This window comes from Acidobacteriota bacterium (assembly GCA_016700075.1).
GTDB lineage: Bacteria > Acidobacteriota > Blastocatellia > Pyrinomonadales > Pyrinomonadaceae > OLB17.
Genome location: CP065000.1, coordinates 2,093,725 through 2,107,275, shown reverse-complemented (window position 1 = coordinate 2,107,275; position 13,551 = coordinate 2,093,725). Strand labels below are relative to the sequence as shown.

Below are 13,551 nucleotides of genomic sequence, written 5' to 3'. Positions count from 1 at the left end.
ACGCCACGGTCCTTTAGCGAGGTCTTCCGTTAAAAACAAGATCGTCGCGGTCGCTGTCCGCGTAAACGAAAACGCTATCGAAAATGAACGCTCGCGAGCTGACCGTCACGGCGTAATTCGATCCCGCGGCAAGCCCTTCGATCCTGAAATATCCGAACGAGCCAGTAACGGCTGTTCGTACCGTGCCGTCCGGAGCGGTCGCTGTGATCGTCGCGTTTCGTAAAGCTCGCCCGTCGGGAGCGAAGACCCTGCCGCCGATAGACACGCTCGCCGCCGTCGGCGAAAAGAGAACGAAATCCTGACCGATCAGATCGCTCGAGATCCGGGCGACGAATATCGACACCGGAGTCGGAGTGCCGCCCGCTGTACGTGCAGTGATCTCGAAAGAACTGTTCGCCGCAGCGTTGGCAAATGAATATTCACCGTTGGGATCCGTCGTTGTTGTCTGCTCGCCATCGCCGGACATCGTCACCTCAACCCCGGCGAGCGGCGTTCCGTCACCCATTCTAACGCTGCCGCTTACCGTGAATTGAGCCGCCAGGCCCCGGAAAACGACCGTGTTCTCGCCGGAAATATCGTCAAAGCCGGCCGATGAAATATCGAACAGATACCCGTGCTGATTGGGTGCGACGCTGTAGCCGCCGCCTGTGTTCAAGTTGGTAAATGCGAAGAGGCCCTCGTGGTCGGTCCGCGTCATCCGCTCATCATCGCCCTTAAGCACGACGAGATGGTCCGCAATGGGCTCGCCATTTTCATCGACGACCTGGCCGGCGATCGAAGGCATCGCGGGATCTATCAATTCGGCCACTGCAAAACCGCCCAGCGATGATGCATCACCGCAGATCGTTCGTACAGCCTCATTATTCGGCAGCGAAGTTATGTCAACGAACGAACCGCCTGTGAAATGCAGCAGCCGAAGCCGTTGGAATTGTGCACTTGCGCCGTAGCGTTCAGCAGGTATTGTTATGCAGACGGTCGCCGGCGGCGTAAAAGTGCCTGTGATGTCGAGTTCGTAGCCGGTCTGTGTAAAACGATATCCCGACGGCGCATCACCGAGCGATTCCGGGGCGATCGCATCAAAGGAAACTTCACTCGAGCCATCGGTCGTAAATGGAATGCCGCCGAACTGTATCGACACATTGCCCACCGCGGCGTTGACGCCTGTACCGGCAATGACCGGTTGTGAATAGTAATTCGCCCAAGACCTGTGTCCGCCGGGGCCATGTTCAAATTGGCCCGTTCCCGTCGATAGGTCGTACGAACGCATCACAAATCCGGAGGTGTATTCTGTTGAAAGAATTCGTAGACCGGTCGGAGAAAGTCTAAATTGTCCGGTGCCTGACAGGTTTGGTGTCTGCTGTTGGCCAGATCCATCGATGTTTGCTTTCCAGATCCCCGATGCATCCCGAAATGCTAGCAAAGAAGCGTCGGAAGATTCTTCTGCGTCATAGACTCCCCTATTTACCAGCAACTGTCTGTTATTGTTTGCCAGATCCAGCCGGTAAAGCTGGTCACCGCCGCTCGCAAATCGCCGCAAGAGCAGGGAATTGTTGCCTGACCAATTATAAAAGACCTCGGGAGTTGGTCCGCTGTATTGTGTCAGTGTCCCGGATGACGAATTGAGGGCACACACTTTAATGCTTGCCTGCTGACAGGTAGTTCCCAAACGGGATTTATCCGGGGACCACTTTAGTCCTTGTATGAAAATGCCATCCGGAAGAGTTCGGATCTTTGTCTTCCCGCTGCCGTCATAATTCATTGTAAATACGCCATCAGCCTGGTCGACGAAAGCGACCTTCGAACCATCCCGCGAGAGGTCTGAATGGGAAATATTATTTGGACTTCCGTTGGTCGCCAAAGTGACGACCCCCGAGCCATCCGCATTCATAGTTCGAAGTTCGCCGCCGTTTGAATGAAGTATCTTCCCGGTGATCTGATTGGCCGCCGCAAAATTGAACGTAGTGTTGTTGGAAACGGCCTGGGTCGATGAGCCGGGTGTGAATGTGAAACCGGTCCGCGACGGCGTGACGGTGTAGATACCGGCAAGGAGGTTTGAGAAAGCATAGTTGCCTGCGCTGTCGGTCGTCGCGGTCCGGCTTGCAGTACCGCTCAGAGTTACGGTAACGCCGGAAACGCCGACGCCGTTCGTCGAAACCTTGCCGCTGATGGTCAGATAATTTACGTTCGCCGTGTAGTTATCATCAACAGCTGTCGTGAGCGCCGTATAGGTCCGCGTCGGCGGCGAGAAAGTGTGATTCGCCTTTGTCATGCTGACAAAATAATCGCTGCCGGGATTCAGTCCTGTTAGCACAAATCTGCCTGCTGAATCCGTTACCGCAGTGCGGATGATCGGCGATGAGATAGTATTTCTCAGCTGCACTGCAACGCCTGACACCGGATCGTTAGACCCCTTACGAACGGTTCCCGCGATCGAGATCAGAGCTCCTCTTGCCTGTGAGAATTCTGAGGTGCGGCCCTCCGAGTCGGTCGCCGTCGCAGTGATATTGGTCGTGTCCGCCGGTACCGAAGGTGCATTGAACGTAAATGTGCCGGTCGAACAATTCGATCCTGTAGTAACGCTCTGCGAACCGATCCACGTTTTACCTTCGCCATAGCCTGCCGGATCCGCGACAGGATTTGCGTAGTAGTCAATGGTAAAAGTCTGATTCGGTGTGCTGTTGAGTGATGCCTCGATCTGCGCTCCGCCGCCTACCAGATTTACCGACGAGATGACCGGGAAATTCTGCTTTCCATTTGGTCCGGTATCTGCATCGCAATTGTCGTTGCCATTGACCCCTAATGGTTGCAGATCTATTCCCGGTCCGTTATTTGAGTGGATAGAGTTACCATTGACACGGGCTGATGCGGCATTGATCCGAATTCCATCCTGAGTATTGAAGGCAATTTTATTGCCGTCACCGAACGATGTGCCACCGATAATATTATTTTGTCCGGATGTCATCCAGATACCGACGAGATTCGGCATCGGCGCGATACCATCGGGAGCGGTGCCAATAAGGTTACCCTTTACAATGTTGTTTTGATTTCCCGAAAAAAAACTGATCCCAACATTGTTGCCTGTGATGACATTCCTATCCATCGGATCTGATCCGCCGATCAAGTTTCCGCTCGAGCCTACGGAGATCCCTGTGTGATTGCCGGCCGAAATTCCCAAAGGGCTCAGACCAAAATAGTTGCCGATTATGATGTTGTTGCTCGAGGCAATACGGAGAGCAGTCGAACTGAAACCGGTGAAAGCCAACCCCTTGATCGTATTGTTAGGACTCTGAGAGACGAGAGCGGTTGCATTAATTGCGGTATATTGCGACCCATTTATTTCTATCACCGGAGAGCCCGGGTAGCTGGGTTGGGTCGTGCCGTCGATCGTTACGGAATCAGTGATCGTTATAGGATCGCCGACCCCGACGTAGTTTATGGTATACGGCGGAGCGCCGGGGATGTTGAATGAAATTATCTGGTGTCCGGGAGTTGCATTAGCAGATCCTACTGCTGACCTTAAAGAGCCCGATCCTGAATTGTTAGTATTCACGACGATGAACGGAGAGAGTACGTCAAACGACTGACTTGTCGCAGTCGGCAACCCCGGAGATGTCGCCATAAGCGTATAGCCGGATCCGAAATTCAGGGCTCCTTCGATCCTGCATGAGAAAGTAGCGTATCCATTTATTGTGTTTTGGGGGCCTCCATTGACCAGGGTTCCCCCATTCGGATTGGTTTCGATAGTAATTGTTACAGGGATCGTTGCATTTGATGCCAAATTTCCAAACGCATCAAGGACGGCAACTCTCACAGATGGCTGAATCGTGGTGCCCGGGTACACATTTGTTGGCTGTTGATCATAAACGAGCTGAGCCGGTGCACCGGCGGCAATATTGAAGGCTTCTGAGAGAGCGCCCGAGAGCCCGTTCGAACCCGCAGTGAATGTGTAGCCGTTCCCGACCTTGTTCAGGCTGATGTCGTTGAATGTCGCTATGCCATTTACGGCGTTTCTCGTGATGGTGCCCGAGAGCGTAGAGCCGCCCGGATTGTCGAGCAGATTCAGCGTTACGGCATTTGTCGCATTGGGAATCGTATTCCCGTTATTGTCCTGTACCGCTACCTGTATCGCCGGTGAGATCGCCTGTCCGGCACTTCCGTTGGACGGCTGCACGCTAAATACAAGCCGCGTCGGCGGGCCGGGAATGACGTTGACCGTCGCGTCAGCCGTGGATCCGAAAGCGTCGGTGACGCGGATCGTGTCGGTAACGTTCATCGTGTTGCCGGCGGTATAGAGGCCGTTCGATGAGTTTATCGATCCGCCGGAATTATTCTGGACGAAGCTGAATGTCCGCGGCGCGAATCCGCCGCCTGCCGTGAAGGTCTGTGTCTGGTTTCGGTAAAGGCTGACCGTCTCGGGCGAGATGGACAAAGAAGCAGGACAGCCGCCGTCGAACGTCCAGTTGGCGCCTACGTTGCCGCTATTCGTGCTGCTGAACGCAGTGATTGCCGCCGATCCCGCCATGTCCTGAATATCGGTATCAACAAGTCGGAATGCACCGGAGCCGTTCCACTGCCGCTGTGTTCCTGAAACACTCGAGCGGATCAGGATCAGGTCATCACCCGGACAGTCCGCTCCGCCGCCCTGCAGGTCTATGCGGCCGCTGTTCGACACATTGCCGCCAAGAGTAATGGTGGTGGAGGAATCATTGACCAGCCGGCCGCTCGTTCCAATTGTAAGATTGCCTGAACGCAGGTCGCTGCCGTCAGCAAGATACAAAGCCCCCGATACGATATTCAACGCCTGCGAAGTGCCAAGCAGCATGTCCGACGCTGCCGTGACAGTGCCTGTAGGTTTATCGACGGAAAATGTGCCAGTCGGATTGACGCCGCCGTTATTTTGAAATGCCTGTGCCGCCGTTCCTGAAAAGCGCACCTCTGCATTGCCGCCGTCCGCTCCGGATTCGACCGTGAAGTTGCCCTCCGGCCGCAGAATACCGAATCCGATCTGCCCATTACTGACCGTTATGTCGCCGCTCGCTACCCAAGTGTCACCGCCGAGAGTCAGACTCGCATTTTCCGTCGTAAGTGCGAATACCAAATTGTGAAACTGACCTGTTCCGGGATTTCCGGGCAGGTTATGCCCAAATGCCGGATGTGAGCTGTCAAAGATCAGCGTTCCCTCATTGTGATTGAACGTGCCCGCGGTGTGGTCAAAGTTGAAGCCGACAGACATGTTCCCCGACGGCGCATTGAATGTGCCGCCGGAGAGATTGAAGGCCCCATTGACATCGACCGATCCGGCTCCGGAAGCAAAAAGGCCGCCCGACTGATTAAATGATGTGTTCAACGACAGACCGAAGGTGTTCGATCCGGTCGACGGTGTGAACGTACCGCCACTAAGGCTGAACTGCCCGCCGCCGAGGGCCACGGTTCCGGAACCCGCGTTGAAGGTGCCGTTGCTCAAACTGAAATTTCCGGCGGTGTTCCAAACCACATTGCCCGTAGTGATATTGAAGGTGCCGCCGGTCTGAATATATTGCGAGCCTGAGACGGCGGTCGTATATCCAAAGATCAGATCGGTATTTCCGATCTCGACAGTTCCTGCACTCAATGTTACGTCGTCAAGGTTCACCGTGCCGGGACCATCGGTGTTGACCGACACTTGGGGATCATCAATTACGAGAGCAGGCAGTTTTGAACCTGCGGGAAGCGTAACGGTTCGCGGTCCGGCTCCGTTTCGCAAAGCGATCGTACCTCCTCCGCCGCCGGTAGAGTTTCCAAACGTGGACTCAATGACGACCGGGCCTCTTGCCTCAAGCGTTCCGGACCCGCCATATATACCATCGATGAGTGAGAGTGTGCCAAGTACAGCGACCGTGCCGACACTACTGATCCCCAGCGAATCGGGTTTGTTGACGGTAAGGTTATTGACACTACCGTAGATGCCATCTAGGCTTTGATTCAGGCCGCCCGCAGCGATGATCGTACCGTTGTCAAAATCGCCCGTCCCCGCACTTCGGAAAAAGCTCCCCGTGATGGTCATTGTCCCCGATGTAAAGACAATATGGCCGCCGCCCATTACGATATTTGCAGCATTATGGACGGCTCCTCCTACGTCGAACGTGCCGCCGCTCGGGCTGATAAAGCCGGTGGTCAAGCTCCCGCTGCCGCCGTTGAAACTGCCGCCGGTCATCGTGTAGCTGCCGGCGACGGAGAGCGAGCCGGTGCCGATGCTTACCGAGCCGGACGCCTGTTCAATGTTGCCCGCCGCGATAGAATTGAGATCGGCGACGGACAACGTACCTGAATAAGCAGGAAGGATCTTCAATGTCGTAACCGAAACATTTGAATCGACCAGCGCATCCTTGCTGCTAGTCCCGTCGAATTGGACAACAGAACCTGAGATAGGCAGTTGGTCGCTGCACCAGTTCGCCGCCTCGGACCAATTATTGGTCGAGCCGCCGCCGTCCCAAATACGTTCGGAACCCGGACACGTGATGTTGATCATGCCGGAGCCGGCAGCCGATGAAGGTTGGATGGTAACCCTAAGGATCATCGCGGAGCCCGCGATCCCGGCTAACATTACAAATATTGCGATAACGTGAATCTTTTTTCTCATGGCTCTATTTCGGGTATCTCATTTTCGGCGGTATATGAAGGCGTCTGTAGATCAGACAGCATTCCTGATACGGCAGCAAGTACCTCATACTGCGGCTGAACGGTAAGGCCGATGTTCTCATCAGACACTGGTCGAGATGATCGGGTGAACTTTATCGTTATCGTCTCGACGGTCTCGGTTGTGATAAGAATTTTCTTTGCTTTTGAACGCATTTCGTCTAAAATCGCGCCATTAAAGGAAAAGCTTGGCCGGCAATTTGGCGGAGGGGTAAATGCCGGCGGCGGTTATTCATAGGACCAGTGGAACCGCGACTGCGATATCCTAGGGTTCATTCCAATTGAAAGTCTTTAAGAAACTTTCAATTTTTTCTCAACGTTGCGTTAGCGATCACTATGTCGTTGAAGAACAATGATTTACGCAGATTCGGACGATTTCGGCTCGATGCCGTATCCAAGGTGTTCTGGGCTGATGAAAAGCTCGTTCCGCTGCCGCCTAAAGAGGTCGAGATACTTTGTGTCCTAACGGAAAGCGGCAATGAGGTTGTGTCAAAGCGATTGCTGATGGACCGCGTTTGGCAGGATGCCTTTGTTGAGGAAAGCAATCTCTCGCAGCACATCTATCGCCTCCGACGCACCTTTGAAGAGTTTGGAGAAAGTGGATTCATACAGACTGTACCGCGACGCGGTTATCGCTTTACCGTTCCGGTCGAAACGGAGACGCCGGCCGACATTGTCATCGAGCGGCGGTCAGTGTCGAGCACGCTGGTCGAAGAGGTCGAAACTCCCACGATTTCTTCATTAGCGATCTTCTCAAGGCCGTACGCGGTCGCGGCTGTCGGCCTTTTGCTGGTCTTTGCGATCGGAGCGGCGTTTATCGGTTACAACGGTTTTGGAAGTCCCGCTTCCATCAGCTCGATCGCAGTATTTCCCGTCAGAGTTATTGCTGGCGACGAAGCCACAGGCATTCGGGCGCACGGCCTTACAGAATCGTTGGTCACTCATTTGGGCAGCATCGAGGGATTTCGCGTCTCGTTTTACGAGGCTGAGCTTAAGCAGCCGGGCAGCCAAATCGAATTGGTCGCCACCGGGCGTGAGCTCGGGGTAGATGCGGTCCTTGAGAGCGTGCTCCAGCAGGACGCCGGGGAAATGCGCATGTGGCTTCGGCTGCTTAGCGTCAATGACGGCCGTCAATTATGGTCGAAAACGATCATCGAGGATGCTCGTAACGTTTTTCGGCTTCAGGACCAGATATCGCATGAAACAGCGATGGCACTGTTCCGAAACCTTGACCCAAAGGCTCTCAAACATCCGACAGAAAATTCCGAAGCATTTGAAGCATATCTGCGCGGAAGATATCTGCTGGACAAACGCAGGTCCGAATTATACGAGCAGGCGCTCGTGGATTTTCGAAGGGCAGTTGAGCTCGACCCGCGATTTGCGGCCGCCTATAGCGGGATCGCGGACGTTTACGCCCTTCAGGCGAATCTAAAGACAGGTGTGCTTCGCGATGAACTCTACCGTGCGTCAAAGGAATACTCACTAAAGGCGCTCGAGATAGATCCGAATTCCGCCAACGCACACACGTCGCTTGCATGGGTCAAGCGTACACATGAATGGGATTGGGAAGCAGCGGAAAAACACTTTCGGCTGGCCATCGATGCGGATCCGAACTACGTCACGGCACGGCAGTGGTATGCCCTGCTTCTGACCTCGCTCGGACGATTGGATGAGGCGGTCATCCAGATCGAAAAAGCCCGCGAGCTTGAACCGCTTTCGCGGTCCGTTCTTACGAACTATGTGTCGATAGCTCAATACCGCGGTGATCTTGACCGCCTGACATCTCTTGCTCAAAAGGCAGAGTCGCTGGAAGATGATCCGGCGCGGCAATGGCGTGTGCGGATGCTCGCTCTCTATCGAAACGGACAGTTCGCCGAGGTGGTTGAGATGTTTCGCCAACGAACCGCGGAAAATGGCGGGAAAATGACCTCAGATTATGGGGCGATGCTGGCCGCCATGTCGCTGAAGAAGCTCGGCCGTCCGAATGAAGCGGCCCCATTCGTGGAAAACCTGATGAAACGCGCCGCCGACCGCCCCGAAGCTGCGTATAGGCTTGCCGTTGTCGAAGCTGAATTCGGCAATTACAAACGTGCCATGGACCTGCTCGAACACTGTCTGCGGGAACGCGACGATCGAATGGTCTGGCTCAAGGTTGAACCCGAATTTGCAGGGCTTCGGTCTTTTCCCCGCTTTACAGAGCTTCTCGCAAAGATGCGTTTGGCGTAATGCTCTCGCATTTCTGATCTTCTCTTCGACATAGAAAAACGCAGAGGAGGTATTAAACCCTCCCCTGCGTTCACAGACTCCACGTATGTGCCGTTACACGTCGAGATTCTTCACATCAAGTGCGTTATCCTCGATGAACCTACGCCTCGGTTCGACCTGATCGCCCATGAGCACGGTGAAAAGTCCGTCCGTCTCGACCGCGTCCTCGATCCGAACCTGCAGCATCGTTCTCTTTTCCGGATCCATCGTGGTTTCCCAAAGCTGCTCCGGATTCATCTCGCCCAGTCCTTTGTAACGCTGAATGGTTAGGTCTTTTTTCGCGAGAGACATTATCTTTTCGAGCAGGTCTTCGCGTGACGAAAGCTCTTCGCTGCGGCCGTTCTCGCCAAGCACGAAAGGAGCGGGAAAGCTGACCTCAAGATCGCGTTTGAGCTCAACGGCCTTTTGAAATTCGACGTAGCTCGCCAGATTCCAATCCACACGCACACGCTGTCCGTTCGCATATGCCACCTCTACCGCCCACAAGCTGTGTTCGTCGTCCATTACCAGATCTGTATTGAAGCCGGCGTCACGAAGTTTTGCCTCGACCTCCGCCATCAGATCCTGGTCGCCGAATATCTTCTTCATTCGGAATGAGCTTTTTGTAACCACGCCGTCACGTCCGCCAAATGCCTCCAGGAGCGATGTGACGAGCAGTTCATCACCCGAGAGGCGGCGCGTCAGCCGTTCGGTGTAATTCTTGAGTTCCGTCGTCTGCTCAAGTGCCTTTGAAAGCTCGCGTCCTTCGATAAGCCGATCTGCCGAACGCAGGCTCAGGTCGTTGGTCGCCATCCGCATCAGATAGCGGAACATTGCCTTCTCGTCCTTGATGTATTCCTCTTTCTTGCCCCGCTTTACCTTGTAAAGCGGCGGCTGAGCGATATAGACGAATCCGCCCTCGAGCAGCTCGGGCATCTGCCTGTAAAAGAACGTGAGCAGCAGCGTGCGAATGTGCGAGCCGTCAACATCAGCGTCCGTCATCAGACAGATCTTGTGATAGCGAAGTTTGTTTATATCGAAATCGTCCTTGCCGATGCCGGTCCCCAGAGCCGTGATCAGGGCCTTGATCTCGCCATGGCCGAGCATCTTGTCAAAACGTGCCTTTTCGACGTTAAGGATCTTTCCCTTTAGAGGCAGAACGGCCTGATTCTTTCGGTCGCGGCCTTGTTTTGCCGAGCCTCCGGCGGAATCACCCTCGACGATGTATATCTCAGAGAGAGCCGGATCCTTCTCCTGGCAGTCTGCGAGCTTCCCGGGCAGCGTTGACGTACCAAGCGCCGATTTTCGCACGATCTCACGTGCCTTTCTGGCGGCCTCGCGGGCACGGGCGGCGTCAACAGCCTTTCCGACGATCTTTTTCGCGACCGAAGGATTCTGCTCGAAAAACTCGCCGAGCTTTTCATTTAGGAATGACTCGACCGGGCCTTTCACCGGCGAATTGAGTTTGCCCTTTGTCTGTCCTTCGAACTGCGGCTGCGGGATCTTTACAGAGATAACTGCGACGAGTCCTTCTCGCACGTCATCGCCCGAAAGAGCGACCTTGGCGTTCTTCATGAGGCCGGAGCTTTCAGCGTAATTGTTGATAGTACGCGTGATAGCACCGCGAAAGCCTGACAAATGAGTTCCGCCGTCAACCGTATTGATGTTGTTGGCAAACGAAAAGATCTTCTCGTCGTAGCTGTCGTTGTACTGCATCGATACCTCGATCGAAAGATCGTCCGAGGTCTGTTCAAAATATAGAGGCTCGTCGTGAAGCGGGGCCTTGTTGCGGTTCAAGTGTTTTACAAACTCGGCAATACCGCCTTTGTAGTAGAATTCGTGCGACTTTTCCGGTTCCTCGCGCTCGTCCTTTATATGAATGCGAATGCCCTTGTTCAGAAACGCCTTCTCCCGAAGTCTTTCGGACAGCTTTTCGAAACTGTAAACCGTCGTTTCAAAAATGCTTGAATCGGGCCTGAAAGTGATCTTTGTGCCTCTTTTTGAGGTGGTGCCCGTCTCTTTCAGCGGCGCGACCGGTATGCCGGCCTCGAATTCCATCTCGTGCGTCTTTCCATCGCGCCAGATCTCAAGCCGAAGATACTCGCTCAAAAAGTTAACGCAGCTGACGCCTACGCCATGCAGACCACCGGAAACCTTGTAAGAATTCGAATCGAACTTGCCCCCGGCGTGCAGCACCGTCATCACGACCTCCGCGGCTGAACGGCCTTCCTGTTTGTGAATGTCGGTCGGAATTCCTCGTCCGTTGTCCACGACGGTTATAGAGTTATCCATGTGGATCGTGACCTCGATCGTGTCGCAGAAGCCCGCAAGGGCCTCATCTACCGAGTTATCGACGACCTCATAAACCAAATGATGCAGCCCTAGATCGCTGGTCGAGCCGATGTACATCGCGGGTCGTTTTCTGACCGCGTCACGCCCTTCCAGGACAGTGATCGCATCCGCACCGTATTCTGTTTTTGCCTTTGCCAAATCCTGTAAACCTCTGATTATTCAGCGACTGACCAAAATGCCGTAAATGCATATAAAATCAGCTACTTTTATTCGCAAATTATACCATTTTTTTGCCCTCTTTGATAACGCCCGCAGGCCTTTTCGCAGTGTATTTCATTGCTTTTGCCGGATACCCTCGGATATACTACGGTTATTCGGTCATTCATCGGCAAACGGAGTGGTTTTATGAAGTTCACCTATAGCCCAGTGATGGTACTTTCACGGGCAAATTGCCGTCTATTAACATCGGTTCTTGTGTCACTTTTCGCGATGGTGATCCTTTCTAATTCGGCAGTCGCACAGGGAAGCCCGGTTGCGAACTTGCGTGAAACCGACGCTCCCGGAGTTCTTATTGTGATCTTTTCGCCGGAGGTCGAACCGTCAAATCGAACGGCGGCTCAAGGTGTGGTGTGGAAAAAGTTCATCGAAAGGCTCCGCAAGAAGAAAGTAACTTCGATGGAGGTCGTGAATGAGGTCGCCGTAAACGATGCGGCAGATCGCGCAAGAGCTTTGGACCTGGCGATGGCGGAGCAAAACCGCTATACGATCTGGCTACAATTCTCAGCGATCACAGACGCCGCCGAGACGTCCAGGACCAAGGTCGCAGCGCCGGAACGCCTTACACTGAAATATCAGGTATATCCACCTGCCTCTAACCGTGTCATTTCGCAGGGAGAGGTCGAGGAGCAAAGGTCCCCGCAGGGACAGTTTCAAACCGCCAACAACGAAAAGGTATTCAGGGACAATTCCGGACGAGTTGTAAATGCCCGTCCGAATGTGCGGCTGCCGGACGGCAGCACGACCGCCGGCCCCGCGATAATGGACATCGACTCGCTGAGCAAGATCGGTGAGGATGTGGCCGACAGGCTATTGAGCGCTGTAAAGAAGGACACGTCGGGCAGAAAACCCTAAGCCGGCCCGCGGGCCGCTCCGCCTTCAATTCTGATGACATTTGCCTCATCACCGAAACGGTCGATGAGGCTTTCCTTTGACGTCGTAACGATCGTCTGCGTCTTTCCGTGAAGGTATTCCAGCAGCTTCCCGATACGTCGATAATCCAGTTCTGCATCGATATCATCGATCAGAAATACGGGATATTCGCCGCGAGTTGCATTGAACACCTCGATGCCAGCTAATTGCAAAAGCAGAAGGGCACTCCTCTGCTGGCCCGACGAGCCGAATTTTCGTATGTCTTTTCCGTCGAACAGTATCTCAAGATCGTCGCGATGCGGCCCTATCAGCGAATGCCCCGCGGCAAGTTCGGCGTCCAGCCGCAGGTCCAGCCTTTCGGCGATCAATCCGGCATAGTTATCCAGATCGCCCTTTCCTTCGAGTGACGAACGATAGCGCAGCGAAACGTCCTCACGGCTGAACAACCGCTTTTCAAGCACACCCGAAAGCCTTTCGACGAACCTGACGCGTGCCCGATGTATCTTTGCCGACAGCTCTATCAGCTGCTCGTTCCAAGGCTGCAAAGCATCGCGGATCTGATCGGTTCCCCAACCGGCGTCAAATGCCTTTGCCAGGAGTGCGTTCTTTTGGCGGATCACTCGCTGATGATCTGAAAATACCTTTCTGAACGGGGGATGAAGGCCTTCGATCCCCTCGTCCATGAAGCGGCGGCGGGCGTCCGGGCCGCCCCTGATGACCTCCAGCTCATCGGAATTGAAAAGCACCACGCTCAAGTTGCCTGCGTATTCGTTCGGTTTCGCTTTCTTGTCATTGATGAAAAGTTGCTTACCTCGTTCAACGATGCCTACGCCGAGTTTTCTGAGCACCTCCGCGGATTCGCGAACTTCTGCACTTACTGAAGCAGCTTCATGCTCGAATCGGATACTTTCACCAAGTTTTGATGTTCTGAACGAGCGGCCCGAGGCCGAGATGAATATCGCTTCAAGCCAATTGGTCTTTCCCTCGCCGTTGGGCCCAAGCAGTATGTTGAGGCCCGGCCGCAGATAGATGCTTCCTCGCAGGTTTCGCAGATCGGTCGCCGATACGGACTCAACAATCACCCGAAGATTCTAGCATTTCCCAAACTGAGAATTTTTAGCCGCAACGGTGATTTTTTTCTGAGAGCTTCGCTGAAACAATGGTGTATTATCACTTTGTTTTAATTAGGGT

6 protein-coding genes are annotated in these 13,551 nt (G+C 54.1%); 2 read left to right on the top strand and 4 right to left on the bottom strand.

Annotated elements, in window-relative coordinates:
• Positions 1-13 precede the first annotated feature (13 nt).
• Positions 14-6,619: a carboxypeptidase regulatory-like domain-containing protein gene (locus IPM50_09490; protein QQS31911.1), complete on the bottom strand. Its 6,606-nt coding sequence runs from the start codon at positions 6,617-6,619 to the stop codon at positions 14-16.
• Positions 6,616-6,831 (bottom strand): hypothetical protein, encoded by a 216-nt coding sequence (locus IPM50_09485; GenBank protein ID QQS31910.1) that lies wholly within the window; start codon positions 6,829-6,831, stop codon positions 6,616-6,618. Before IPM50_09485 ends, IPM50_09490 begins: the two co-directional genes overlap by 4 nt.
• Positions 6,832-7,011: 180 nt before the next feature.
• On the opposite strand from IPM50_09485, the gene IPM50_09480 reads away from it, so the two are divergent.
• Entirely contained in the window at positions 7,012-8,901 is a 1,890-nt protein-coding gene (locus IPM50_09480; GenBank protein ID QQS31909.1) for a winged helix-turn-helix domain-containing protein, read from the top strand.
• A 93-nt stretch (positions 8,902-8,994) separates the two neighbouring features.
• On the opposite strand, the gene gyrB is transcribed toward IPM50_09480, so the two are convergent.
• Positions 8,995-11,427 (bottom strand): DNA topoisomerase (ATP-hydrolyzing) subunit B, encoded by a 2,433-nt coding sequence (gyrB, locus tag IPM50_09475; GenBank protein QQS34496.1) that lies wholly within the window; start codon positions 11,425-11,427, stop codon positions 8,995-8,997.
• 189 nt (positions 11,428-11,616) lie between these two features.
• Here gyrB and IPM50_09470 point away from each other — a divergent pair, with 189 nt between their 5' ends.
• Positions 11,617-12,342 carry a hypothetical protein gene (locus IPM50_09470; GenBank protein ID QQS31908.1) on the top strand — a complete coding sequence of 242 codons (726 nt, stop codon included), beginning with the start codon at positions 11,617-11,619 and terminating at the stop codon, positions 12,340-12,342.
• On the opposite strand, the gene recF is transcribed toward IPM50_09470, so the two are convergent.
• A complete protein-coding gene (gene recF, locus IPM50_09465; GenBank protein ID QQS31907.1) occupies positions 12,339-13,442 on the bottom strand; it encodes a DNA replication and repair protein RecF in 1,104 nt (367 codons plus the stop codon). The two genes, IPM50_09470 and recF, sit on opposite strands and share 4 nt — an antisense overlap.
• Positions 13,443-13,551: the final 109 nt, after the last annotated feature.

Bases quoted from the DNA above. Each gene is read 5' to 3' on its own strand.
- IPM50_09480 (QQS31909.1), top strand. From the start codon at position 7,012: ATGTCGTTGAAGAACAATGATTTACGCAGATTCGGACGATTTCGGCTC.
- IPM50_09485 (QQS31910.1), bottom strand. From the start codon at position 6,831: ATGCGTTCAAAAGCAAAGAAAATTCTTATCACAACCGAGACCGTCGAG.
- IPM50_09490 (QQS31911.1), bottom strand. From the start codon at position 6,619: ATGAGAAAAAAGATTCACGTTATCGCAATATTTGTAATGTTAGCCGGG.
- IPM50_09470 (QQS31908.1), top strand. From the start codon at position 11,617: ATGAAGTTCACCTATAGCCCAGTGATGGTACTTTCACGGGCAAATTGC.